The sequence below is a fragment of the Amycolatopsis sp. NBC_00355 genome (genome assembly GCF_036104975.1).
In the GTDB taxonomy this organism is placed as follows: domain Bacteria; phylum Actinomycetota; class Actinomycetes; order Mycobacteriales; family Pseudonocardiaceae; genus Amycolatopsis.
Window position 1 is genome coordinate 8,075,439 of the sequence record NZ_CP107982.1, and the last position, 24,200, is coordinate 8,099,638.

At 71.5% G+C, this 24,200-nt stretch carries 24 protein-coding genes and 1 other RNA gene; 13 read left to right on the plus strand and 12 right to left on the minus strand.

Annotated elements, in window-relative coordinates:
- Window positions 1-89: 89 nt before the first annotated feature.
- The 4 genes from OHS18_RS37180 to OHS18_RS37195 all read right to left on the minus strand — a co-directional run bounded on the left by OHS18_RS37180 (window position 90) and on the right by OHS18_RS37195 (window position 2,922).
- Window positions 90-317 carry a hypothetical protein gene (locus OHS18_RS37180; protein ID WP_328444573.1) on the minus strand — a complete coding sequence of 76 codons (228 nt, stop codon included), beginning with the start codon at window positions 315-317 and terminating at the stop codon, window positions 90-92.
- A 119-nt stretch (window positions 318-436) separates the two neighbouring features.
- Window positions 437-1,078 (minus strand): response regulator transcription factor, encoded by a 642-nt coding sequence (locus OHS18_RS37185; protein ID WP_328444571.1) that lies wholly within the window; start codon window positions 1,076-1,078, stop codon window positions 437-439.
- Window positions 1,079-1,117: 39 nt separating this feature from the next.
- On the minus strand, window positions 1,118-2,251 hold the full coding sequence (locus OHS18_RS37190; RefSeq protein WP_328613904.1) for a sensor histidine kinase: 1,134 nt from the start codon (window positions 2,249-2,251) through the stop codon (window positions 1,118-1,120).
- Complete coding sequence (locus OHS18_RS37195) at window positions 2,248-2,922, minus strand: sensor domain-containing protein (protein ID WP_328613905.1); 675 nt, start codon at window positions 2,920-2,922, stop codon at window positions 2,248-2,250. The genes OHS18_RS37190 and OHS18_RS37195 overlap by 4 nt, the downstream gene beginning before the upstream one ends.
- A gap of 161 nt (window positions 2,923-3,083) precedes the next feature.
- On the opposite strand from OHS18_RS37195, the gene ssrA reads away from it, so the two are divergent.
- Together ssrA and OHS18_RS37205 are read left to right on the plus strand one after the other, a co-directional pair.
- Window positions 3,084-3,451, plus strand: a transfer-messenger RNA (tmRNA) gene (gene ssrA, locus OHS18_RS37200).
- Between the two features lie 673 nt (window positions 3,452-4,124).
- A complete protein-coding gene (locus tag OHS18_RS37205) occupies window positions 4,125-4,346 on the plus strand; it encodes a hypothetical protein (protein WP_247061315.1) in 222 nt (73 codons plus the stop codon).
- Window positions 4,347-4,352: 6 nt separating this feature from the next.
- Here the strand turns inward: OHS18_RS37205 and OHS18_RS37210 are convergent, their stop codons facing one another.
- Both OHS18_RS37210 and OHS18_RS37215 read right to left on the minus strand, forming a co-directional pair.
- A complete protein-coding gene (locus OHS18_RS37210) occupies window positions 4,353-5,645 on the minus strand; it encodes a GGDEF domain-containing protein (protein WP_442875437.1) in 1,293 nt (430 codons plus the stop codon).
- 85 nt (window positions 5,646-5,730) lie between these two features.
- Window positions 5,731-6,957: an MFS transporter gene (locus OHS18_RS37215; protein ID WP_328613907.1), complete on the minus strand. Its 1,227-nt coding sequence runs from the start codon at window positions 6,955-6,957 to the stop codon at window positions 5,731-5,733.
- 271 nt (window positions 6,958-7,228) lie between these two features.
- Between OHS18_RS37215 and OHS18_RS37220 the strand changes: the two genes are divergently transcribed.
- Window positions 7,229-8,236, plus strand: a complete 1,008-nt coding sequence (locus tag OHS18_RS37220; RefSeq protein WP_328613908.1) for a type IV toxin-antitoxin system AbiEi family antitoxin — start codon at window positions 7,229-7,231, stop codon at window positions 8,234-8,236.
- Between the two features lie 63 nt (window positions 8,237-8,299).
- Here OHS18_RS37220 and OHS18_RS37225 read toward each other — a convergent pair whose 3' ends face one another.
- Window positions 8,300-8,554: a hypothetical protein gene (locus OHS18_RS37225; RefSeq protein WP_328444559.1), complete on the minus strand. Its 255-nt coding sequence runs from the start codon at window positions 8,552-8,554 to the stop codon at window positions 8,300-8,302.
- A 30-nt stretch (window positions 8,555-8,584) separates the two neighbouring features.
- On the opposite strand from OHS18_RS37225, the gene OHS18_RS37230 reads away from it, so the two are divergent.
- Complete coding sequence (locus tag OHS18_RS37230; RefSeq protein ID WP_328444557.1) at window positions 8,585-9,013, plus strand: hypothetical protein; 429 nt, start codon at window positions 8,585-8,587, stop codon at window positions 9,011-9,013.
- Here OHS18_RS37230 and OHS18_RS37235 read toward each other — a convergent pair.
- Window positions 9,010-9,792: an IclR family transcriptional regulator gene (locus tag OHS18_RS37235; RefSeq protein ID WP_328613909.1), complete on the minus strand. Its 783-nt coding sequence runs from the start codon at window positions 9,790-9,792 to the stop codon at window positions 9,010-9,012. The genes OHS18_RS37230 and OHS18_RS37235 overlap by 4 nt on opposite strands.
- 84 nt (window positions 9,793-9,876) lie before the next feature.
- Here OHS18_RS37235 and hutH point away from each other — a divergent pair, with 84 nt between their 5' ends.
- The 6 genes from hutH to OHS18_RS37265 all read left to right on the plus strand — a co-directional run bounded on the left by hutH (window position 9,877) and on the right by OHS18_RS37265 (window position 18,028).
- A complete protein-coding gene (hutH, locus tag OHS18_RS37240; protein ID WP_328444553.1) occupies window positions 9,877-11,406 on the plus strand; it encodes a histidine ammonia-lyase in 1,530 nt (509 codons plus the stop codon).
- A gap of 46 nt (window positions 11,407-11,452) precedes the next feature.
- Window positions 11,453-13,111, plus strand: coding sequence for a urocanate hydratase (gene hutU / locus OHS18_RS37245; RefSeq protein WP_442875438.1), 1,659 nt, complete (start codon window positions 11,453-11,455; stop codon window positions 13,109-13,111).
- A 34-nt stretch (window positions 13,112-13,145) separates the two neighbouring features.
- Window positions 13,146-14,342, plus strand: a complete 1,197-nt coding sequence (locus OHS18_RS37250; RefSeq protein WP_328613911.1) for an allantoate amidohydrolase — start codon at window positions 13,146-13,148, stop codon at window positions 14,340-14,342.
- Window positions 14,339-15,628: a formimidoylglutamate deiminase gene (locus OHS18_RS37255; protein ID WP_328613912.1), complete on the plus strand. Its 1,290-nt coding sequence runs from the start codon at window positions 14,339-14,341 to the stop codon at window positions 15,626-15,628. The genes OHS18_RS37250 and OHS18_RS37255 overlap by 4 nt, the downstream gene beginning before the upstream one ends.
- Window positions 15,616-16,761 carry an imidazolonepropionase gene (gene hutI, locus OHS18_RS37260; RefSeq protein ID WP_328613913.1) on the plus strand — a complete coding sequence of 382 codons (1,146 nt, stop codon included), beginning with the start codon at window positions 15,616-15,618 and terminating at the stop codon, window positions 16,759-16,761. The genes OHS18_RS37255 and hutI overlap by 13 nt, the downstream gene beginning before the upstream one ends.
- A gap of 109 nt (window positions 16,762-16,870) precedes the next feature.
- On the plus strand, window positions 16,871-18,028 hold the full coding sequence (locus tag OHS18_RS37265) for an FAD-dependent oxidoreductase (protein ID WP_328613914.1): 1,158 nt from the start codon (window positions 16,871-16,873) through the stop codon (window positions 18,026-18,028).
- 52 nt (window positions 18,029-18,080) lie between these two features.
- On the opposite strand, the gene OHS18_RS37270 is transcribed toward OHS18_RS37265, so the two are convergent.
- Window positions 18,081-18,947 (minus strand): lipase, encoded by an 867-nt coding sequence (locus OHS18_RS37270; RefSeq protein ID WP_328613915.1) that lies wholly within the window; start codon window positions 18,945-18,947, stop codon window positions 18,081-18,083.
- 103 nt (window positions 18,948-19,050) lie between these two features.
- Here OHS18_RS37270 and OHS18_RS37275 point away from each other — a divergent pair, with 103 nt between their 5' ends.
- Window positions 19,051-20,253 carry a PucR family transcriptional regulator gene (locus OHS18_RS37275; protein ID WP_328613916.1) on the plus strand — a complete coding sequence of 401 codons (1,203 nt, stop codon included), beginning with the start codon at window positions 19,051-19,053 and terminating at the stop codon, window positions 20,251-20,253.
- Here the strand turns inward: OHS18_RS37275 and OHS18_RS37280 are convergent.
- Window positions 20,250-21,656: a nitrilase-related carbon-nitrogen hydrolase gene (locus OHS18_RS37280; protein WP_328613917.1), complete on the minus strand. Its 1,407-nt coding sequence runs from the start codon at window positions 21,654-21,656 to the stop codon at window positions 20,250-20,252. The two genes, OHS18_RS37275 and OHS18_RS37280, sit on opposite strands and share 4 nt — an antisense overlap.
- A 220-nt stretch (window positions 21,657-21,876) precedes the next feature.
- Between OHS18_RS37280 and OHS18_RS37285 the strand changes: the two genes are divergently transcribed.
- Both OHS18_RS37285 and OHS18_RS37290 read left to right on the plus strand, forming a co-directional pair.
- Window positions 21,877-23,001, plus strand: a complete 1,125-nt coding sequence (locus OHS18_RS37285) for an inorganic phosphate transporter (RefSeq protein WP_328613918.1) — start codon at window positions 21,877-21,879, stop codon at window positions 22,999-23,001.
- Window positions 23,002-23,009: 8 nt separating this feature from the next.
- Entirely contained in the window at window positions 23,010-23,231 is a 222-nt protein-coding gene (locus OHS18_RS37290) for a hypothetical protein (protein ID WP_328444534.1), read from the plus strand.
- Here the strand turns inward: OHS18_RS37290 and OHS18_RS37295 are convergent.
- Complete coding sequence (locus tag OHS18_RS37295) at window positions 23,213-23,974, minus strand: hypothetical protein (protein WP_328613919.1); 762 nt, start codon at window positions 23,972-23,974, stop codon at window positions 23,213-23,215. The two genes, OHS18_RS37290 and OHS18_RS37295, sit on opposite strands and share 19 nt — an antisense overlap.
- Window positions 23,971-24,180, minus strand: a complete 210-nt coding sequence (locus tag OHS18_RS37300) for a hypothetical protein (protein WP_328444530.1) — start codon at window positions 24,178-24,180, stop codon at window positions 23,971-23,973. The genes OHS18_RS37295 and OHS18_RS37300 overlap by 4 nt, the downstream gene beginning before the upstream one ends.
- Window positions 24,181-24,200 lie beyond the last annotated feature (20 nt).

Here is a 24,200-nt window from a genome sequence, read left to right on the forward strand (position 1 = left end):
CGACCTGCCGGAACAGCGGTGCTGACCGCCCTCTTGGGGGTCCTGTTCACCCCCGCGTCCTCCGGGGGTTCTCCCTACCGCCAGACGGCTCAGGACTCCCGGATGCCGTCGGGTTCGGCCTCACTGCGCGACGACGCGGCGACGCGGTACTCCCAGCCGTCCTCGGTGAGGCCGAGCTCGTAACGCGTCTCGATCTTCGGGCCGGCGTGGAGGTGGATGTGCCGGATGACGGCGCCGGGCTCGTTGTCGCCCAGCTCCTGGACCCGGCCGTCGAGCGGTCCACCGAAGAAGCGGACGCAGCGGGCTTGGTCGGACATCCGCGCTCTCCTCTCTCCGTCGGGTCCGCTCATGGTAGGTGAGGGGACTCGAGGACGCCGCCGCCAGAACGGGTGACCCAGCGTCCACCTTACGGGGCTTTCGGTCACCGAGCGTCCGCTCACCGGCCGAGATAGGTGAGGACCGCACGGACGCGACGGTGTTCCTCCGCGCTCGCCTCCAGGCCGAGTTTCGCGAAGATGTTGCCGATGTGCTTCTCCACCGCGCCGTGCGAGACCACCAGAGAGTTGGCGATCGCCGTGTTCGACAGGCCCTGGGCCATCAGGCCGAGCACCTCGGACTCGCGCGCGGTCAAGGCGTCCAGCGGGTTGCGGCGGCCGCGGGCCATCAGCTGGGCGATGACGTCCGGGTCGATCGCCGTGCCGCCGTTCGCCACCCGGCGGACCGCGTCGAGGAAGTCCGCGACGTCCGCCACGCGCTCCTTCAGCAGGTAGCCGACGCCGCCGGCGCCGCCTGAAAGCAGCTCGACCGCGTACGACTCCTCGACGTACTGCGAGAGCACCAGTACCGGGAGTCCCGGCACCTCCTTGCGGGCCGCGAGGGCGGCGCGCAGGCCCTCGTCGGTGAACGTCGGGGGCATGCGGACGTCGACTATCGCCAGGTCAGGGCGGTGTTCCAGGACCGCGCCCAGCAGCTCGTCCCCGTTGTCGACGGCCGCCACCGTCTCGATGCCTTCGTCGGCGAGCAGGCGGGTGACCCCGGCCCGCAGCAGCACGGCGTCCTCGGCGATCACTACCCGCATCCGGCCCCCAGGTTCTCCGATGATCGGGGCCCAGCCTATTCACCATTCACAGGGGAGGTCAGCCCGGATTACGGTCGGCCCGCCGACCGGGCTCACCACGGTGATCACACCGTCGATCGTCGCGGCGCGGTCGGCCAAGCCGGCCAGACCGCCGCCGGGCCGCATCTCGGCGCCGCCGTGGCCGTTGTCGGTGATCTCGACGACGACGTGCGCGTCGTCGCGCCACACCTTCACCTCGGCCTCCTTCGCGCCGGAGTGCTTCGCGATGTTCGTCAGCGTCTCGCCGACGATGAAGTACGCCGTCGTCTCCACCGCCGCCGGCGGCCGCGGGTCCACGTTCACCGTGACGTCCACCGGGATCGGCGACTTCGCCGCCTGAGCCGACAGCGCCGCGTCCAGGCCGCGGTCGCCCAGCACCGCCGGGTAGATCCCGCGGGCCAGGTCACGCAGCTCCGACACCGCGAGCTTCGCGTCCGCGTGCGCCTCGTCGATCAGCTCCCGCACGCCCTCGGGATCGTGGTCGAACTTCGACTTCGCGCGGCCCAGGCTCATCGCGACGGCCACCAGCCGCTGCTGCGCGCCGTCGTGCAGGTCACGCTCGATGCGCCGGCGCTCCGCCTCGGCCGCGTCCACACCCCGCGCCCGCGAAGCCTGCAGCCGCTCGGCCTTCTGCTCCAGCCGCTTCGTGCGGTTCGGGCCCAGCAACGCGATCGCCAGCTCCCCGTGCAGCCAGCCCAGCCACGGCGTCACCCAGATCGCCATCGGCAGCAGCACGATCGACGCGATCGCGATCGCGAACTCCGCGCACGCCAGCGGGAACGCCGCCATCAGGTACGCCAGGTCCCGCCACGTCGTCGGGTCGCTCAGCCGGATCAGCCACCGCCGCAGCACCGGCTCGTCGCCGTAGGCCCGCCGCTCCACCGGCGGCAACGGCACCCGCAGCATCCGCCCGGCCCAGCCCCGCTCCCGATCCGCCGACCAGCGGATGAAGCTCGTCGTCGCCAGCAGGATCGGGAACCCGACCCACACCACCGCCGTGCCGACCCCCACCGAGATCCCCGTGACGATCAGCACGAACTGCACGAGCCGGAAGACGAAGCTCAGGAGCATGTACCCGATCGTGCGAGCCGGGTGCGGCCGCGGGTGCTCGAGCTGGCGTTGCTCCGGCGTCATCCCGCCACCAGGTGCTTCTCTTCGGCTTCTTCCCACCAGCGCTCCATCCGACGGCGCTGGGCGACGGTCGGGCCGAGCAGCGCGTTCGCGAGCCGGGCGTGCGTCCCCGCCAGCGCCTTGGTCAGCGCCACGGACAACGCGATGAACAGCACCCCCAGCGCCGCCCACGGTAGCGCCTCCACCGTCGAGTCCACGGTCAGCCACCGCACGTCGTCCGACGGGAAGTAGTACGCGCCACCCGGCAGCCACCGGAAGTAGACCGGCAGCCCCGCCAGCGCCAGGCTCGTCGACCAGAACGCCGTCACCAGCGTGAACTCGATCAGCCCGAGCGGGAACAACACGAAGAAGTACAGCAGGTCCCGCCACGTCGACAGATCCTTCAGCCGCGCCTTCCAGCGCAGGCTCTGCTTCCCCGCCGGCAACGGCAGGTACGGCAGATCGATGTACCGGTCCAGCAACGCGTAGACCCGCGCCCGCTCCATCCGCGCCGCGCCGCGGATCCCCAGCACCAGCAACGCCAGCAGCGGAACCCCCACCCACACCACGACCGTCCCCAGCCCGGCCGCCGTCAACGACGTCAAGACCGTGAACGCCGCCACCCCCAACGGCAGGTTCATCAGCAGGAAAACCACCGAACCGCCGAACGGCGGATCCCGCCTCTCGCTAGCCATGACCTGGCTCCCTTCAGTCCCACGATGCCCCCAAGCATCGTTCGCCGGACCGCCGGCCGACATGGTGCGCGCGGGCATCCCGCCGGTAGGGCTGGCCCTACCCCGCCCTGGACTAAAGGGCTGGCGCCACGCGTTATGCTGTACGGGTTGTGTCCCACCAAGGGGGTGAACGGTTTCGACTTTGGACGTTGAGCCAGGAGAAGCGTGCCGGTGCAGGCGAGAGACCACCGTAAGCGTCATCGCAATCGAATAAGCGCCGATTCCAATCAGCGCGAGTACGCCCTCGCCGCCTGAGCGAGTGCGTCTCTGTCGGCCCGGGTGTGCCTCCGACCCGGGTACCGGCATCAGCTAGGAGGCTCAGCGGCAGTCCCGGCCACGGGGACCTGCCGTGAAGCAAACAGTGGCTGGGCCCGTCACTTCAGCTTGTTCGCGTGATTGAAGGGGCCGAGTAGAGACGAAGCGGACTGCGCACGGAGAAGTCCTGTCGATACGCCAGAGGACCCGGGTTCAATTCCCGGCACCTCCACCTTCGAGAAGGCCCTCGCTCCTTCGGAGCTTGGGCCTTCTCTTCGGTTTCGTCCATTGTCTCTGGGGGTCGGACCCCCAGACCCCCGCCAAGGGGCTCCGCCCCCTGGACCCCCTTGGGGCTGCCGCCCCTTGCCCCTGCCCCCGTGGCTGACTCGGGTGTGTTGGTGCGCCTGTCTGGCTGCGCTGGGTGTGTGGGTGTGCCCGTCTGGCTGCGCTGGGTGTGTGGGTGTGCCCGTCTGGCTGCGCTGGGGGCCTTGGTGCGCCTGTCTGGTTTCGCTGGGGGTGTGGGTGCGCCTGTCTGGTTTCGCTGGGGGTCTTGGTGCACCCGTCTGGCTTTGCTGGGGGTTTTGGTTGCCTGTCTGGCTTGTGGGGCTTGGTGTGCCGGGGCTGGTTTTGCTGGGCGTTTGTTTGGCTGGCTTGCTTTGTGGGGGTCTTGGGGTGCTTTTTGGGTGCGGGGCGTGTTTGGGTGTTTGCTTTGGTTCTGGTGGGGGGTTTGGGTCTCGTCCGGGTGGCTGGGTGGGGCTCGGGTTGTCGTGTTGGGGTGTTCACTGAGGGTGCTGTGGGGGACCTCCTTGTGGGTGATTTCACTCGGGATGTCATGCTGTGGGTCGACGAATGGTTGTGGGTTCCGGTCGGTCTCGGCCGGGGATGCCCGTGCCGGAAGTAGGTGCCAGATGACCTGGGCCCGATCCAATGGCAGCTCCACCGCCAACGACGAAGACAGCCGGATGGGTGTTATCCGGGCTGAGGAAGCCGAACGGCTTGCCGAGCAGAACGACAAAGCCGTCATCACCGTTGCCGGGCACTCCTCGGACGTCACCGAGTGTGCCGAACTGCTCGCCATGCTGGGGCTCGATGCCTCTTCCGGGCGACGTCGCTTCGTCCGGGCCTCATAACCCCTGCTAGACCAGGTCCGCTACGTGGACCACCTTGTTCCTGCCCGTGGCTTTCGCGTGGTAGAGAGCGGTGTCCGCGGCGTCCAGGAGTCTTTGCAGCGCCGTACCTGCGCTCGGGTAGGCCGCGATGCCTATCGAGACTGACAGGCCCGTCACCTGCAGCTGCCCCACCGGGACACTCAGCGCACTGATCGCCCGGCGGATCCGCTCCGCCACCGCGCTGATGTCCGGGTGGGCGATTCCCGGCAACAGGACCACGAACTCCTCACCGCCGAACCGGCCCACCGCGTCGCCGCGGCCGCGGACCGCCGCGATGATCGCCTCGGCCACCGCTCGGAGCACCGCGTCACCGGCCAGATGGCCATAGGTGTCGTTGACCTGCTTGAAGTGGTCCAGGTCCAGCATCAGCAGACCGAACGTGCCGCCCTGCCGGGCCGCGCCGGCCAGCGTGCGCTCGGCCTGGGCGTGCCAGCCGCTCGTGTTGTACAGACCCGTCTTGTCGTCCCGGTGGGCGGCCACCTCCAGTTGCTTGACCAGGACCGTGCGGTGCAGCAACAACAGCGGCGGCAGGACCAGCACCACCAAGCCCGGCAACAGCGTGATCGCCAGCGCGTTCAACGCGCCCAGGCACAGCGTCGCCACCTCCAGGCCGTTGTCGGACCACGTGCCGAACAGGGCTTCCGGGGTGCGGCCGATCTCCCTTCGCGCGGGCAGCACCAGCAGGGCGTTGACCACGAAGAACGTCGCGCCGGCTCCTGCTACCGCGAACGTGCCGGGCCACGGGTGGGCCAGCGCCGCGCGGACGTCGTCGAAGCCCGCCAGGCGCAGGACGCCTTGGGCCGCGTAGCAGGACAGCAGGATGATCGCCGCGTTGCTGATCGTCCGGGACGCCGGGACGCGCTGCAGGCGGTACCAGCTGCGCATCGCCAGGTGCAGGTACAGGCCGCCGACCAGCACCGCGAGCAGCGCCGGCGGGAGCAGCAGCACACCGGCGAACGTCCAGACCGACGTCATGTTGATGTGCGGCGTGCCCGAGACGCGGCGGCGGATCCGCTCGACACGGCGTCCCGTCTCCGACTGCAGCACGCCGAGCGCCAGCAGGACGCCGAGGATCGCCAGCGTCCGCCGATCGACTTCGATGGGCGACGGCTTCACCGTCAGCACCACCGCGATGGTCTCGCTGACCAGGCAATACGTGGTCACCCGCAGGCCTTGCCGCCACAGTGCCCAGCGCCGTGGCGAGACGAAGACGTCACGAAAGCGTGGCACAACGCGCGATGCTCCACCGCCGCTCCGCATACTCATGGTGTCCGCTCGGTGACGCAGGCGGCACGGGTCGAGCCGGCGAAAGGAGGCGCGCCATGTGCGGTCGCGACAACTGATGTCATCGCTCTCCCTCCGAGTCCAGCAGTCTGACCCGGCGCCACGCACGCGCGATCGGCACGGCCACGGCGGCCCCCGCCGCGCCGGCCACCGCGATGGTGTGCGCCGGGCTCAGCACGTCGGCCAGCACGCCGGCGGCCGCCGCGCCCACCCCTTGCACGGTGATCAGGCCCGCGGAGTTCACGCCGGCGCACCGCGCGCGGTGCTCGTCCGGCACCCGCCGCATGAACGAGACCGTGCCCTGGATGTTGTAGCCGGTCGCCAGTAGCCCGGACGCGGCCAGCAGCAGCACCGCCGGCACGAGCCCCGGCCGGACGACGAACACGATCAGCGGCAGCCCGGCCGCGATGCCCAGCCAGCCGAGCACACGGACCTGCGTCGCTTCCGGGATCCACTTGCCGAAGACGAACCCGCCGAGCACGCTGCCCGCCGGGTCCGCGGCCATGATCAGCCCGACCAGCGTCGCGCCCGCGCCGATGCCGGCCGCGTACGGCGCGGCCAGCGCCTCCGGGACGATGTAGAAGCCGGCCAGCCAGTTGAGCGCGACCAGCGTCCGCAGCGCCGGATCGCGCCGGATCAGCCGGGCGCCGGCCGTCGTCGACGCCAGCCAGGCGCGGCCGCCGGAGGTCGTCGTGGCGGCCACGGCCGGCCGTCGTCGCACGCCGGAGACCAGCAGCGCGGCCGAGAGCAGGAACGTCACGGCGTCCAGGGCCAGGGCGGCCGTCGGGGCGAGAGCCGCGATCAGCAGGCCGCCGCCGGCGAACCCGGCCAGCTGGGCGCCCTGGATCGTGACGTTCCGCAGGGCCATCCCGACGAGGTAGCGCTCGCCTTCGAGGACCGACGGCAGCAGTGCCTGCTGCGCTGCTTTGAACGGCCCGCCGAGCGCCGTCATCACCGCGACCAGCACGCACAGCACCCACAGCGGGACGCCGGGGATCGCGATGACGGCGACCAGCGCGGCCCGGGCCAGATCGGCCACGATCATCACGTCGCGGCGCGGCCACCGGTCGCCCGCGCCGGCCAGCAGGACCCCGCCGAGAAGCGACGGGACGTAGGTGAGCGCGTAGGTCAGGCCGGTCAGCGCGGCCGAATCGGTCCGCTGGAACACCAGGACGGCGAGCGCGACGCGGGCGAGCTGGTCACCGCAGATCGACAGCAGCTCGGCGGCCCACATCGCCCGGAACTCGGCGACGGCCAGGACCGCGCCGAAGCCTACCCGGGTCACCATCGGTGCCCCGGCTGCCACGCTGCCACGACGTCGTCCATCCGCCGGTTCCCCTCGTGCCCCCACGACCGGTGTCTCTTGCGCACCAAAGGTAATCACCCAGCGGAGCGGAATCGAGGCGTTCGGTGACAGTTGCCCCGATCGCACCAGCCGGGTGCCCGCCGGGTGGCGGTCAGCCCGGCGGGTTGCGGAGAAGCGGAAGAGTGTTCAGAATAGGAGCATGTTCAATTCAAATGAACATGCTCGCTCGTTGAACGCGAAAAGCTTGGCCGGTGTGGCAGTCGAGCGGCTGGGCGAGCTCGGGCTCCGCGGTGAGGTGCTCGCCGTGGAACACGCCGAATCCGCGGAGAGGCACCGGGCCGACGCCGTGCTGCGGCTCACGGCGGGGTCGGGGGCCACCCGGACCTACGGGGTCGAGATCAAGCCCCGGCTGACGCCTGAGCTGGCCACCAGCCTCAACCTGTCCACGCGGTTCCCGGCGTTGCTGGTCACGACCTACATCAGCGAACCGGTCGCCGAGCGGCTGCGTGCCTTGGGGATCGACTACGTGGACACCGCGGGCAACGCCCACCTCGCCTGGGACGACGTCCTCGTCGATGTCCGGGGACGTCGCAATCCGGCGGTCCCGCGTTCGAGAACTTCGCCGAGCGGGGCCGGTGCTTTCGGCCGGGCGGGTCTGCGGGTGGTGTTCGTCCTCCTCAGCTGGCCGGACATGGCGGCCCAGCCGTACCGGGTGCTGGCCGGAGCGAGCGGAGCCTCGCTGGGAACCGTCAAGGCGGTGATCGACGAGCTCACCGGGGCCGGTTACCTCTACACGGGGGCGGAAGGCCGCAGGCTGGCCCGCGGTGGGGAGTTGCTCGACCACTGGTCGGAGGCATATTCGATCAACCTGCACGCCGCGCTCGCTCTTGGAGAGTTTTCCGTGGACGACCTCTCGTGGTGGCCGGACTCGGAATCCGAGATGCGTTCGCTGGGGATCCAGGTGGGGGGAGAGGCCGGGGCCGGCCTCATCGACCCGCACCTGCGGCCCGCCTCCCTCACGCTTTACGCCGAACAGCTCCCGGCCCGGTTCATCGGCCGGCACCGCCTGGTCCGGGCCGAGGACCGGGGCAACGTCCACATCCGGGAACGGTTCTGGCACAGGCCCGAACCCGATGCTTGGACGGTGCCATCCCCACTGATCTACGCCGACCTGCTGGCTTCGGGAGATCCCCGCCAGCGCGAACACGGAGACCGGATCCGAACCAGTGATGATCGACTTATCCGCCTCGGCCGATCCTGAAATCCTCCTGGCCACCCGGGCGCTGACCCAGGTGGACGCCGCGGCCCGAGCGGCCGGAGTGGACTACCTGGTGGTCGGCGCGACGGCGCGCACGATCCTGTCGCTGGGATTGATCGGACGGTCACCGAGCGGGCCACCCGGGACGTCGACATCGCTGCCGAGGTCAGCAGCTGGGACGATTTCCGACGGCTCGCCGGCAAGCTCGAAAAGCACGGCCGCAGTGAGCATTCGTTCCTCGTCGACGGGATCGAAGTCGACGTGCTGCCCTACGGCGGCATCGAACAACCGGACCGCACCATCCTCTGGCCCGACGACCATCGGATGAACGTCCGCGGCATGCGCTAGGCGGTGGCGTCAGCTGAGTCCGTTCTCCTGCCCAGCGGGCTCACCGTCCGGGTTCCCGCTGTGCCCGCGCTGGCCTTGCTCAAGCTGCTGACCTGGTGGGATCGCCGGGTTCTCACCACTCGCGACGCGATCGACCTCGCCACGATGATCTCCTGGTACTCATCAGGGACGTACTTCGATCTTCTGTACGACGAGTACGTGGACCTGCTCGGCCGATTCGGTTTCGATCACGAGCTCGCGGGCGCCTGGCTCCTGGGCTCGCAGTTGCCCGGGCTGCTCGACGACGAAGGAGTGCAGGTGCTGCTCCGGATCGTCGAGGACGACGACGTGCTGGGTAGGCTGGCCAACGACGCGCGAGCAGTCCGGGCTCCGGAGCTGATGCTGGCGATGGGCGCCGGCATCCGGGACGCGGCCGGAGCGCTCGATGGCTAACCCGGGTGGCCGCCGATGCGGGTGGTCAGTTCGGCTGCCGTGGCCGCTACCTCCGCCGCCAGCGCCGGCCACGTCTCTTCGCACGGCTCTGACGTGCAGTGGTGGCGCAAGGTCACGCTGATCGCGGCCAGCGGGCGGGCGCCGTGGTCGAAGACCGGGCAGGCCACCGAGGCGAAACCGTCCGTGACGTGGCCGTCTTCGATCGACCAGCCCAGCCGGCGTTCCGCGGTGAGCGTGCGGCGCAGCTCGGCCAGGGTGCTCGGGCCGCGACCGGTGCGGCGGACGAACGTCGAAGCCGACGGGAACAGCGCCCGGACGTGCGGGGCGGGCAGGTGCCGGAGGATCGCGCGGCCGGACGCTGTCAGCTGGGCCGGGAGCCGGACGCCGACCTCCGTCACCAGCGTTTCCGGGCGGGCCGGGCGCTCCTTGATCAGGTACAGCGACTCGTTGCCGTGCAGGACGCCGAGGTGGGCCGTGTGGCCGGCGCGGTCGACGAGCTTGCGCAGCAACGGGCCGGCCAGCCGCTCCAGGGGGTCGTGGCGCAGGTACGCCGAGCCCAGCTCGAACGCCGCGATGCCCAGGCCGTAGCGGCGTTCCGCGGGTAGGTGCACGACAAAACCGGCGGCTTCGAGCTCGCTGAGCAGGTGGTACGTCGTCGAGCGGGGGAGGCCGGCTTCGCGGGCGATCGCCGACGCCGTGACCGGGCCTGGGCGCGTCGCCAGCAGCCGCAGCACCGCCAGCCCGCGGCGCAGCGCCGGGACCTCGCTGCTCTCGCCCATGACCCCAGCCTAATGTCTGGTATCCCAGACGGAACCACTCGGTGGGGCATCCCACCAGCGGGAAGCGCCGTGTCCAATGGGCCCATGCCGGAAAAAGTGCTCCTGGGTGCGGAACCCATGACCGCCGCCCAGGTCGTCGACGTCGTCCGCGGCCACGCGCCCGTCGGGCTCACGGACGCGGCCGAGAAGAACCTCGCCGCGACCCGCCAGCACATCGAAGACCTCGCCCACGCCGTCTCACCGACGTACGGCGTCTCGACCGGATTCGGCGCGCTGGCCACCCGCCACATCCCCGTCGAGAGCCGGACCGCGCTGCAGCGCAGCCTGATCCGCTCGCACGCCGCCGGCGCCGGGCCCGCCGTCGAGACCGAGGTCGTCCGCGGGCTGATGCTGCTGCGGCTGCGGACCCTCGCCAGCGGCTACACCGGCGTCCGCCCGGGCACCGCGCAAACGCTTGCGGCCCTGCTCAACGCCGGGATCACGCCGATCGTCCACGAGTACGGGTCCCTCGGTTGCTCCGGCGACCTCGCACCCCTGGCCGCCGTCGCGCTCGCGCTGATGGGGGAGGGCGACGTCGAATACCGCGGCGAGGTCATGAGCGCAGGAGAAGCGCTGAAGCACGCCGGGATCGAGCCGGTCGTGCTCGCCGAGAAGGAGGGCCTCGCCCTCACCAACGGCACCGACGGCATGCTCGGCATGCTGCTGCTCGCCGCCGCCGACCTGCACCGGCTCTTCGACATCGCGGACCTCACCGCCGCGATGAGCGTCGAGGCGCTGCTGGGCACCGACCGCGCGTTCGCCGCCGACCTGCAGTCGCTGCGGCCGCACCCCGGTCAGGCCCTCAGCGCCGCGCGGATGTGGGACGCGCTGCAGGGCTCGAAGATCGTCGAGAGCCACCGCGGCCCGGACTGCAACCGCGTCCAGGACGCGTATTCGCTGCGCTGCGCCCCGCAGGTCCACGGCGCCGCGCGCGACAGCCTCGCGCACGCCGAACTCGTCGCCGAGCGCGAACTCGCGTCCGCGGTGGACAATCCCGTCGTGCTGGCCGACGGCCGGGTCGAGTCCAACGGCAACTTCCACGGCGCGCCCGTCGCGTACGTGCTGGACTTCCTGGCCATCCCGATCGCCGACCTGGCCAGCATCGCCGAGCGCCGCACCGACCGGATGCTCGACAAGGCCCGCTCGCACGGCCTGCCGCCGTTCCTCGCCTACGACCCCGGCGTCGACTCCGGCCACATGATCGCCCAGTACACGCAGGCCGCCATCGTCAGTGAGCTGAAGCGGCTCGCCGTGCCGGCGTCCGTGGACTCCATCCCGAGCAGCGCCATGCAGGAGGACCACGTCTCCATGGGCTGGTCGGCCGCGCGGAAGCTGCGCAAGGCCGTCGACGGCCTGACGACCGTGCTCGCCATCGAGCTGCTGACGGCGGCCCGGGCGCTCGACTTCCGGGCGCCGCTCGAGCCGTCACCGGTCACCGGCCGCGTCCGGGACCTGCTCCGCACCAAGGTCGAGGGCCCCGGCCCCGACCGGCACCTGGCGCCCGAGATCGCGGCCGCCGAAGAACTCGTCCGCTCCGGCGCCGTCCTCGACGCCGCCGCTCTCGTGAGTGTTTAGGGCGGTTCTAACCGCCCTAAACACTCACGACCGCTTACCTGGAGGTCTGAGCATGTCCCGTGTCGTCCGTGCCGCCCGCGGCACCCAGCTGACCGCGAAGTCGTGGCAGACCGAAGCCGCGCTGCGGATGTTCCACAACAATCTCGACCCCGACGTCGCCGAGCGGCCGGAGGACCTGGTCGTCTACGGCGGCACCGGCAAGGCCGCCCGCAACTGGGCCAGCTTCGACGCGATCACCCGCGAACTGACCACTTTGGACGTCGACGAGACGCTGCTCGTGCAGTCCGGCAAGCCGGTCGGGGTGTTCCGCACCCACGAGTGGGCGCCGCGCGTGCTCATCGCGAACTCGAACCTGGTCGGCGACTGGGCCACCTGGCCCGAGTTCCGCCGCCTCGAGCAGCAGGGCCTCACGATGTACGGCCAGATGACGGCCGGTTCGTGGATCTACATCGGCACCCAGGGCATCCTCCAGGGCACCTACGAGACGTTCGCCGCGGTCGCGAAGAAGAAGTTCGGCGGGTCGCTGCGCGGAACTTTGACGGTGACCGCCGGCCTCGGTGGCATGGGCGGCGCGCAGCCCCTTGCCGTCACCATGAACGACGGTGTCGCGCTGGTCATCGAGTGCGACCCGCAGCGCGCGCACCGCCGCGTCGAGACGCGCTACCTGGACGAGGTCGCCGACGACCTCGACGACGCGATTTCCCGCGTCACCAAGGCGAAGCAGGAGAAGCGCGCGCTGTCGGTGGGTGTCGTCGGCAACGCCGCCGAGGTGCTGCCGGAGCTGCTCCGCCGGGGCGTCGAGGTCGACATCGTCACCGACCAGACGTCCGCGCACGACCCGCTGTCGTACCTGCCCAAGGGTGTCGACGTCGCCGACTGGCACGACTACGCGGCCAAGAAGCCCGACGAGTTCACCGACCGCGCGCGCGAGTCGATGGCCGAGCACGTCGAGGCCATGCTGGGCTTCCTCGACAAGGGTGTGGAGGTCTTTGACTACGGCAACTCGCTGCGCGGTGAGGCGAAGCTCGGCGGCTGCGAGCGTGCGTTCGACTTCCCCGGGTTCGTGCCCGCCTACATCCGCCCGCTGTTCTGCGAAGGCAACGGCCCGTTCCGCTGGGCGGCCCTGTCCGGTGACCCCGAGGACATCGCGGCGACCGACCGCGCGATGCTGGAACTGTTCCCGGAGAACGAATCCCTCGCGCGCTGGATCAAGCTGGCCGGCGAGCGCGTCGCGTTCCAGGGCCTGCCGGCACGGATCTGCTGGCTCGGGTACGGCGAGCGGCACCTGGCCGGCCTGCGGTTCAACGAGATGGTCGCCAGCGGCGAGCTCAAGGCGCCGGTCGTCATCGGCCGCGATCACCTCGACTCCGGCAGCGTCGCCTCGCCGTACCGCGAGACCGAGGGCATGGCCGACGGCTCCGACGCGATCGCCGACTGGCCGCTGCTGAACGCGCTGGTCAACACGTCGTCCGGCGCCAGCTGGGTGTCGATCCACCACGGCGGCGGCGTCGGCATGGGCCGCTCGATCCACGCCGGGCAGGTCAGCGTGGCCGACGGGACGGCCCTGGCCGCGCAGAAGCTGGAGCGCGTGCTCACCAACGACCCGGGAATGGGCGTCATCCGGCACGTCGACGCCGGTTACGATCGCGCGGCCGACGTCGCCGACGAGCGGGGCGTGCGGGTGCCGATGCAGGAGGATGCGTGACCACCGCCGACGTACTCTTTCCCGCGGAGGTGGCATGAACACAGCTGGTTATCTGGAACAAATCGCCGACGTCGGGCGCGACCCGAAGCGCGGCGGGTACTCCCGCCACGCCTTCGACGCGCCCGAGCACGACCTGCGTGAATGGTTCGTCGACCGTGCGCTCGGGCTCGAGCTGGACGTCGAGACCGACCGCAACGGCAACATCTGGGCCTGGTGGGGACCGCCGGGGCGCAACGCCGTCGTCACCGGCAGCCACCTCGACTCGGTGCCCGGCGGCGGTGCGTTCGACGGCCCGCTCGGGGTCGCGAGCGCTCTCTCCGCCGTGGAAACCCTGCGGGCCCAGGGGTTCCGGCCGCGCAAGCCGCTCGCCGTCGTCGTGTTCGCCGAAGAAGAGGGCGGCCGGTTCGGCGTCCCGTGCCTCGGCTCGCGGCTGCTCACCGGCACCATCGACGCCGACAAGGCGCGTGGCCTGCGCGACGCCGACGGCGTCACGTTCGCCGAAGCGGCCAAGAAGGCCGGGATCGACCCGGCGCGGATGGGGCCGGACGAAGAGCGGCTCGACCGGATCGGCCGGTTCCTCGAACTGCACGTCGAGCAGGGCCGCGGGCTGATCGACCTGGGCGCGCCGGTGGCCGTCGGCAGCACCGTGATCGCGCACGGCCGGTGGCGGTTCTCCTTCGAGGGACAGGGAAACCACGCCGGCGCGACGCTGCTGGCCGACCGTGCCGACCCGATGCTGCCCGCCGCCGCGACGGTCACCGCCGTCCGCCGGCTCGCCTCGGGCGTGCCGGACGCGCGCGCGACCGTCGGCCGCTTGGTCCCGACCCCCGGTGGCACCAACGTCATCGCGTCCACAGTGGACCTGTGGCTCGACGCGCGGGTGCCCGGCGAGGGCACGCCGGGGCTGGTCGCCGAGATCAGCCGCGCGGCGTCGGCCGCGGCGGCGGAAGAGGGCTGCCAGGTCAGGGTGACGCGCGAGTCGTACTCCGGTGACGTCGTGTTCGACGACGCGTTGCGCCGGAACCTCGGCGGCTGGCTCGGCGGCGTGCCGGAACTGCCGACCGGCGCCGGCCACGACGCGGCCATCCTCGCCGGGTTCGTCCCGGCCGGGATGCTGTACGTGCGCAACCCGACCGGCATCAGCCACTCGCCGGAGGAGTTCGCCGAGGCCGCCGACGTCGAGGCCGGGGCCCAGGCGCTCGCCACCGCGCTGGAGCAGCTGACGCGATGACCTACTGGTGCGAGCAGGCGTGGCTGCCCGGCGGGATCGCGCGCGGGGTGCGGATCGACGTCGCCGATGGGCGGATCACCGGCGTCACGTCGGACTCGCCCCGTGTCGGAACCGTCCTGAATGGACTCACGCTGCCCGGGTTCGCGAATGGCCACTCGCACGCGTTCCACCGGGCGTTGCGCGGCCGGACGCACCACGAGCGCGGCACCTTCTGGACGTGGCGTGAGCGGATGTACGCGCTTGCGTCGCGGCTCGATCCGGACTCGTACTACCGGCTGGCCCGCGGTGTCTACGCCGAGATGGTCCTGGGCGGGTACACGAGCGTCGGCGAGTTCCACTACCTGCACCACGCACCCGGCGGCAAGCCGTACGCCGACCCGAACGCGATGGGGGAGGCGCTGCGGGAAGCCGCGCGCGACGCCGGGATCCGGCTGACCCTGCTCGACACGTGTTACCTCGCCGGAGGCATCGGCGTCGAACCCGACGAGGTGCAACGGCGGTTCTCCGACGGCTCGGCTTCACAGTGGGCTTCGCGGGTCGCCTCGCTGAAAGAAGACGAGCTGTTCCGCGTCGGCGCCGCGATCCATTCGGTGCGTGCGGTCCCGGCCGATCAGCTGTCGCTTGTGGACAGTGCGCGCGTGGTCCACATCCACCTCTCCGAGCAGCGCGCCGAGAACGAGCAGTGCCTGGCCGCCTACGGTCGCACGCCGGCGGAACTCCTCGACGACCACGGCGTGCTGACCGATCGCCTGGTCGCCGTGCACGCCACGCACCTGACGACGTCGGACATCCACCGGCTCGGCGCCGCCCGCGCCGGGGCGTGTTTCTGCCCGACCACCGAACGCGACCTCGGCGACGGCATCGGCCCGGCCCGCGCACTGCGGGACGCGGGTGTGCGGCTCGGCGTCGGCAGCGACAGCAACGCCGTCGTCGACGCCTTCGAGGAAACCCGCGCGCTCGAACTCGACGACCGGCTGGCCAGTGAGGAACGCGGCCGGTTCACCGCCGAGGAACTCCTGGCCGCGGGCACCGACCACACCGCCGTCGGGTGGCCGGAGGCCGGGCGCATCGAGGAAGGCGCCGGCGCGGACTTCGTGACGGTCGGGCTGGACTCCGTGCGGACGGCCGGGATCGAGCCGTCCGGAGTGGTGTTCGCCGCGTCCGGGGCCGACGTCCGGCACGTCGTCGTCGCGGGCCGCGACGTCGTCCGCGGCGGGACGCATCAGCTGGTCGAACGACCGGAAACCGTTCTGGCGAAGGAGATCGAGGCACTGTGGCTGTCGTGATCACGGGGATCGGCGAGCTGACGACCAACGACCCCGAGCTGGGCCGCCTGACCGACGCGGCTCTCGTGCTCGAGGGTACGAAGGTGGCGTGGGTGGGCCCGAGCGCGCAGGCGCCGGACGCCGACGAGCACGTCGACGTCGAAGGCCGCGCGGTGCTGCCGGGCTGGGTCGACAGCCACACGCACCTCGTCTTCGCCGGGGACCGCACCGCCGAGTTCGAGGCGCGGATGGCCGGAAAACCCTACACCGCAGGCGGAATCGCGATCACCGTCGGTGCGACGCGCGAGGCGACCGACGAGCAGCTGGCCGCGAACCTGCGCCAGCACGTCGACGAAGCGGCCCGGCAGGGGACGACCTGCCTGGAGACCAAGACCGGCTACGGGCTGACCGTCGCGGACGAGGCGCGCAGCGCCCGGATCGCCGGGGAGGTCGCCGACGAGGTGACCTTCCTCGGCGCGCACCTGGTCCCGCCGGGCGCCGACGCCGAGTCCTATGTGGACCTCGTCTGCGGCGAGATGCTCGACGCCGTCGCGGAAAGCGTGCGCTGGGTGGATGTTTTCTGCGAGACGGGTGCTTTCGACGAGGCCCAGTCGGCGCGGGTGCTCAAGGCCGCCGCGGAACGCGGACTGGGGCTGCGGGTGCACGGCAACCAGCTCGGCGAAGGCCCTGGCGTCCGGCTGGCCGTCGAGCTGGGCGCGGCGAGCGTCGACCACTGCACGTACCTGAGCGACGCGGACGTCGAGGCGCTGGCCGCGTCCGAAACCGTGGCGACACTGCTGCCCGCGTGCGACCTCTCGACCCGGCAGCCGCTCGCTCCGGCGCGGCGGCTGCTCGACGCGGGCGCGACGGTCGCGCTGGCCAGCAACGCCAACCCGGGCAGCTCGTACACCACGTCGATGGCCTTCTGCGTCGCGACGGCGGTGCTGCAGATGCGCATGACGATCGAAGAGGCCGTCTGGGCCGCGACGGCGGGCGGCGCGCGGGCGTTGCGCCGCGACGACGTCGGCGTGCTGCGGCCCGGCGCGCGGGCCGACGTCCACGTGCTCGACGCGCCGTCCGTCACACATTTGGCCTACCGCCCCGGAGTGCCGCTCACGAAAGTGGTGTGGCGCGCCGGAGATCTCGTGCGCTAACGTGGATCGCAGAGGACGCGCGAACGCACGGTCCGGTATGGGTTAGTCCGGGCACCCGTTCCAGCGCTCACCCGTGCGTCCCTTCATCGCCAGCGACGAAGGGACAAGTGTGTCTGTCATCATCATCGGCGCCGGGATGGGCGGCCTGAGCCTCGCCCAAGGACTGCGTCGCGCCGGAATCCCTTGCCGGGTCTACGAACGAGACGCCGCGCCCGGCGCGCGGGTGCAGGGGTACCGGCTGCACATCGACCACGTCGGCGACTCGGCGTTGCGTGAAGTCCTGCCACCTGAGCTGCACCAACTCTTCCGGGCGACCGCCGGCCGGGCGTTGCCCGCCACGCAGATCTACGACGAGCAGCTGCGCCGCGTCGATGAGCTGATCCTCGACGAGACCGGGCCCCACCTCAACATCAACCGCTTCACCGTGCGCCAGATCCTGCTGCACGGCCTGGATGTGCGCTACGACAAGCGGTTCACGCACTACACGGCCGACGCCGGCGGCGTGACCACGCACTTCGCGGACGGCACGTCCGCGCGTGGCGAGCTGCTGGTCGGCGCGGACGGCGTCAACTCGCCGGTGCGGCGCCAGTACTTGCCGCACGCCGAAGTCGTCGACACCGGGCTTCTCCAGCTGTACGGCCGGATTCCACTCACCGCGCCCACCCGCGCGCTGTTCGACCCGGAGATGTTCGCGGTGTTCTCGATGGCCGTCGCGCCCGATCGGACGATGGTCGGGTTCGCGCCGGTCGACTACCCGGAGCCCGTCGCCGAGGCGGCCGCGCGGCTGGTGCCGGGGCTCGAACTGCGGGACCACGAGCCGTACATGACGTGCGCGGTCGGCGCCCGTCGCGAGGTTGTCGGGCTGAGCGATGCCGAACTGGCCGCGATGCCGCCGGCCGAGCTGCAGGAGCTGGCTTCGGGGCTGGTGAAGGATTTCGCGCCGCGGGCCCGCGCGATGGTCGAGCACTGGGACGACACCGCGACGTTCCCGCAGCCGATCCGTACGAGCGTGCCGATCGGGCCGTGGTCACCGTCGCGGGTGACGCTGATCGGCGACGCGATCCACGCGATGAGCCCCGCCGCCGGCGCGGGCGCCAATACCGCGTTGCGCGATGGTGCGGCGTTGGCGTCCGCGTTGGCGGGGACCCCACTGCTCGACGCCGTCGCGGCCTACGAGGCCGCGATGGTGGACTACGGCTTCGCGGCCGTCCGGGAGTCCGCGGCGAACGGCCGGCGGTTCATGGGCCAGAACCCGCTCCCGGTCTGACGCCTCGTGAGTGTTTAGGGCGGTTCTAACCGCCCTAAACACTCACGACCGGCTACAGCGGCAGGATGAACGGCGTGCAGCGCGGCTGGTAGCGGGAGTCCAGCGCGTGCAGGATCAGGCCGGTGACGTTCGGGTCGACGGCCTGGCCGAGGTGGCCGGAGACGTCGGAGCGGCAGAAGTCCTGCAGCACGATGTCCGTCGCGCCCGGCTCGTTGAGGATCCCGCTGGTGTAGGGGGTGACGACCTCGTCGTAGCGGCTCACGATGCTCGTGTACGTCGGCCCGGCGACGTGCACACCGCCCCGGGCGAGGTCGTCCAGGAACGCCGACGGTGCCAGGTATTCCTTGCACGAGCCGCACGCCGTCCGGAGGATTCCGTCGAGCCCGGGCACCGAGGTCAGCAGGGCCTTGGCGAGCGCGTCGAGGCCGCCGAGCGTGGTGCCGCGGTAGTTCGCGCCGAAGCCGACGAAGTGCGCGACCTTCGCCGCGCCACCGCCGAACTTGAGGTAATACGCGGGCATTGTGCTGCCCTCGGAGTGCCCGACGATGTCGACCTTCGCCGCGCCGGTCGTGCTCCGGACGCGGTCGACGAACCGGCCCAGCTCGGCGGCGCTGTCCCGCATGGACGCGAGACCGCCGACGAGCGGGCCGAGCACGCCGGTGCCGTAGGTCAGCGAGTAGACGCAGTAGCCCTGCGCGGCGATCTTCGGCGCGTGGAAGAACCAGTTGACGGTGTCGTTCGCGCCGAGGCCGTGCACCAGCACGACGGGCTGGGGATGCTGGGCCGAGGGTTGGCACGACCAGTCGTTCCAGCCGCTGCTCGGCGCCGCTTCGGCGACCGCCGGAGCCGCGAGGCCGAGAGTGACCGCCGCGACGAGCGCGGTCAGGATTCGCTTGACACCGCCGTTGGTGACCCGCATTTCCGTTGCCTCCAGTTACCCGTCAGTAGTGACGAGTGTCATGATGTGGCACAACCCGCGGTTCGCGACATGGGATGACGCTCAGACTCGACCGGAGGCTGTTGTGAAAGATGACAAAGCCTTTCGGATCGGCGGGCAGGCACTGGCCGACCGGCTGACCGGTGCGCTGCCGGCGCTGACCCGGGCGGTGATCGAGGAGCTGGTCGCGCGGCTCACGGCGTACCGGCTGATGCCCGGCGAGGAGCTGGCCGGCGACATCAGCCGCGTGATCGAGCAGAACCTGCGGTCGTTCGTCGCGGTGCTCCGGTCGAAGACGCTGCCGACGGCGGCCGAGGTGGCGTTCCTGCGTGAGTCGGCGGCCCGGCGCGCGGAGGAGGGCATCCCGATCGAGGTGGTGCTGACCGCCTACCACGTCGGCATCCAGGTCGCCTGGGACACGATGACCGCCGACGCCCGGCCCGGCGACCTCGCCGACGTCATGGCCGTCAACGCGCTCCTGCTGCGCTACCTCGAGCTGATCACCCCGGCCGTCGCGGCGGGCTACCTCGCGCAGCAGCAGTCCATCTCCGGCGACGAGCATTCGGCCCGGCAGAGCCTGCTGGCCGCGTTGCTCGGCGGCGAGCCCGCGCAGGCCGCGGCCGACCAGGCCGGGCTGCGGCTGCCGACGTCGTACCTGGTCGTGGCGTTCGGGTTCGGCGCGCACCCGGACGAGACGTCGGCGGACGTCGACCCGCTGGTCGCGGCCCGCCGGAAGCTGCGGCGGCTGCGCGCCGAGCTGGAGCGGCAGGTCCGCGAGCCGATGCTGACGTCGTTGACCACGGACGGCGGGCTGGCGCTGCTGCCCGAGCGCGACCTGCCGTGGCTGGACGGCGCGGTCCGGGAGATGGCCCGCGCGGCGGCGGTCGACGTGACGGCCGGCGTGGTCGTCACCGACCCCGACGGCGTCGCCGCGGCCGCACCCTGTGCCCGCCGGATCCTGGCGGTGGCCCGGACCTTCGGCCGCCCGCCGGGCGTCTACCGGCTGGACGACGTCGTGCTGGAGTACCAGCTGTCCTGCCCGAGCGAGGCCCGCGACCGGCTCGCCGAGATGCTGGAACCGTTGGCGGACAAGGCGGATCTCCTCGACACGCTGCGGGCGTACCTGCGCCTCGGCGACCGCCGGACCACCGCGGCCCAGCTGCACGTCCACCCGAACACCGTCGACTACCGGCTGCGCCGGGTCCAGGCGCTGACCGGCCTGGACCCGACGTCGACGGCGGACGTCACGCTGCTCGGCGCGGCCGTGGTGGCCCGCGCCGCGGACTAGGCGTCGACGCGCTCCCGGCTCGCCGCGGCCGCGATGCCGGCCAGGGCGAGGAGCCCGCACAGCCACGCGAACCAGTCGCCGAAGCGGGCGTACGGCGTGCCGCCGCTGCCGAGCGGGACGTCGGCGGTCACCACCGAGAACGGCTGCGCGCCCGTGTGGGTGTCGGCGAGGACGCGGCCGTGCGCGTCGGACAGCATCGGCGTGCCGCGGGTGGCGCTCCACGCCACCGAGAACCCGTTCTCGACGCCGCGGATCAGCGCTGTGCGGCTGTGTTCCCAGCCGTCGACGTCCTCGTCGGACGCCGGGATCAGGACCAAGCCGGTGCCGGCCTCGCCGTAGCCGCCGCTGGGGTTCGCGAAGTTGACGTCCATGCAGACCAGCAGGCCGATCTTCGCCGGGCCCGCGAGGTACGCGAGGTCCGTGCCGTCGGCGATGTTCTTCGAATGCCCGTTGTGCCACTTGCGGAATTCGGCCGTCGGCCCGGACGGCGGCACGTCGAGCGCCGCGTTGAACCGGCCCTGCGGCGTGGTGTCGTAGACGCCGGTGACGACCTCGACGCCGGTGCGCCGGAGCTGCTCGACGAACCCGGCCCGCGAAGTGTCGTCCACGGCGAAAGCGGCTTCGGGGAGGACCGCGACGCGGACGTCGTCCGGCAGCGCGCCGATCTGGTCCACATAGGACTGCAGGAGGGTGGCGCCCTGCGGCGTCGCGACGTCCGTGGCCCAGCCCGCGTTCGCGGGGACGACCAGCGCGACCTTCGTCGTGGTCCCCGCGGGGCTGCTGAGACGCGCGGTGCTCCAGAAGAACAGCCCGGTCAGCGCGGCGGCGACCGCCACCACCGAGACCAGCCGGGAGCGGCCCCTGACACCGGGCGCGCAGATCGCGGCCACCGCGGCCGGGACGGCCAGCACCAGGAACTCGACGCCCCAGCCGCCGGTCACCGAGGCGAGCTGCAGGACCACCGGCCGGTCGGCCTGGGTCGTCATCAGCGTCCCCATCAGGCCGGTCGGGTTCAGCAGGGAGACCGCGTAGAGCGCGACGGTCCACAGCCCGGCCGCGGCGAGCACGGCCAGCACCTCGTGCCGACGTCGCACCAGCAGCCGGAACAGGCCGACGGCCAGGGCGAACAGCACCGCGCTGCCGCCGAGGATCGCGATCGCGGCCGGCCGCGGGACCGCCAGCGAATGCCAGAAGTAGCTCCACGTGCCGGTGCTGCCCGCGGCGTACGCGACGAACGCGCAGAGCAGCGCCGTCACTCCGGACACCCGCGGCGCGAGCAGCAGGATCGGCAGTGGTGCCCACCACGCCAGCTCGGGGACCGGGTCCAAGCCCGTCCCGAAGAAGAACAACACGCCCGACGCCGCTGTCGCGACGATCGGCCAGCCCGGCCCCAGTCTGCTCATGACCCGACGTTCGCAGGGGCGGCGGCGGAACACACTGGGCCGGACCACCGTCTTCGTGGTCGGGCTGGCCCTACCTGCCGGAAATGCGCGGTTCCTCCCGGTAAGCGCAGCCGGGTTCATGGAGAGTTCAGGGAGCCGTCACACGTCAGGGATCGGGTTCCGGTCGGTCGATCAGTAGCGTTTTCGACGAACAGCCTCCGGCGACGGAAATGAGCCCCGCATGGACTTCTCGCTGATCGTGCTGGTGGTGATCGTCGCGGCGCTGGCCTTCGACTTCACCAACGGCTTCCACGACACGGCCAACGCGATGGCCACGTCCATCGCCACCGGTGCCCTCAAGCCGCGGGTCGCGGTCGGGGTGTCCGCGGTGCTGAACCTCGTCGGCGCCTTCCTCTCGGTGGAGGTCGCGAAGACGATCTCCGGCGGGATCGTCGACGACACGAAGGTGACGCCGGTGATCATCTTCGCCGGCCTGGTCGGGGCCATCGTGTGGAACCTGGTGACCTGGCTGATCGGGCTGCCGTCGAGCTCGTCGCACGCGCTGTTCGGCGGGCTGATCGGCGCCACCTGGATCGCCTCGGGCTCGGACGCCGTCCACTTCGGCAAGGTCGTCGAGAAGGTCCTCATCCCGGCGCTCGCCTCGCCGATCGTCGCCGGGCTCGTCGCGACGCTGGGCACCTTCCTCGTCTACCGGATCACCAACCGGGCGAAGAAGGACACCGTGGGCCGCACCTTCAAGGCCGGCCAGATCGCCTCGGCGTCGCTGGTTTCGCTGGCGCACGGCACGAACGACGCGCAGAAGACGATGGGCGTCATCACCCTCACGCTGATCGCGTCCGGCTCGCTCGCGCCGGGCTCGAACCCGCCGATCTGGGTGATCCTGACCGCCGGCACCGCGATCGCGCTCGGCACCTACCTCGGCGGCTGGCGGATCATCCAGACGATGGGCAAGAAGCTCACCGAAATCCAGACGCCGCAAGGCTTCGCGGCCGAGACGAGCGCCGCGGCCGTCATCCTCACCTCGGCGCACCTCGGCTTCGCGCTGTCCACCACGCACGTCTGCTCGGGCGGCATCATCGGCTCCGGCCTCGGCCGCCGGCTCGCCGAGGTCCGCTGGGGTGTCGCGGGCAAGATGGTGCTCGCCTGGGCGCTGACGCTGCCCGCGGCCGCGATCGTCGGCGCGATCGCCGCCGAGGTCTCGACGCTCGGCACCTGGGGCACGGTCCTGATCGGCCTCGCCGGCGTCGTCATCGCGGCCGGCATCTACCTCGCGTCGCGGCGGAACCCGATCAGCGCGAACACCATCACCGAGCCCGAGCCGGCCCCGCAGCCGGCCAACGTCTGAGGAGCGCCGTGAACATCGATTGGGGTTCCCTCGGTCTCGTCTTCGTCGTCGCCCTCGCCTCGGTCGTCGTGCTGACGAGCCTCTTCTCCTTCGGAGTGGTGGGGCTCTCGCAGCGCGAGACCGCTCGTGAGGCGGGCGGCTCGGGCACCGGCCCGCTGGCCGGCGCGATCCTCTGCTTCGCCGTCTGCCTGGCGATCGTCGGGTACGGGATCTACTTGATCGTCGCCTGAGCGCGTTCCCGGAGGTCGTCCGGGAGCCCGCCGAGCATCGGAGCCAGAGTGTTCCGGCGCTCGGCGCTCAGGTGGTTCAGCATGTCCAGCGCCGGGGTCCAGAGGTCTTCGTCGGCGCCGGCCGCGGTGATGAGGCGGCCGAGGCGGTGGGCCGGGAGCAGGCCGACGACGTGGTCGATGCGGTTCTTGTCGTCGAGGACGAACGCGATCCGCAGCAGGCCGGGGTCGTCGATCTCCTCGAGGCAGCGCCGCACCGTCGGGTCGGGGAGGTGCCCGACGAACCGGCCGAGCGTGATCCAGTCCGCGCGGCCGGCCAGTTCGGCCGCGACCGCGAGCACGGTGTCGAGGGGGATGCGCGAGATGATCGCGCTCGCGCGGCGCGGGTCGAGGTCGGCCGCGACCTCCGACAGGAACCGGGGGCTCAGGCGCTTCGCGACGTCGACGCCGCGGGAGACGTCGACCACGCCGGCGATCCGGGCACACAGCAATGGGCCGAACACCTTTTCGGCGATCTTCGCCAGCACCGCGCCGGGCACGATCCGCGCGGCGAGCGCCATCCGCTGCAGCACGGCGAGGTTCGCGTCGAACAGCGTGTCGGTGACGCTCTCGCGGAACGCCCGCAGGTCACCGGCGTCGACGCGGGCCAGGTACTCGAGCCGCTCCGGCTCGACGCCGAGGACGCGGGCCAGCTTGAGGATCTCGGCTTCGGCCTCGTAGTTGTCTGTCGCCGCTTTGTCATTCACAGTCCGACTGCCTTCCGGACCGCGCCCCGCAGCAACGCCGGGACGTAGCGGAGGCCCTCTTCGCCCGCTTCGGCCAACGCCTTCGCCTGGCGTCTGCGCGCGTCGCGCAGCGCGTCGGAGAGGTCCTGCCGCTCGTGCTCTTCGAGGGCCTCGATGCCTTCGGGGAGGTCGCCGCCCAACTGATCGGCGAGGGTGCGCTCGGCCATGGTGGATCATGATGCATCAC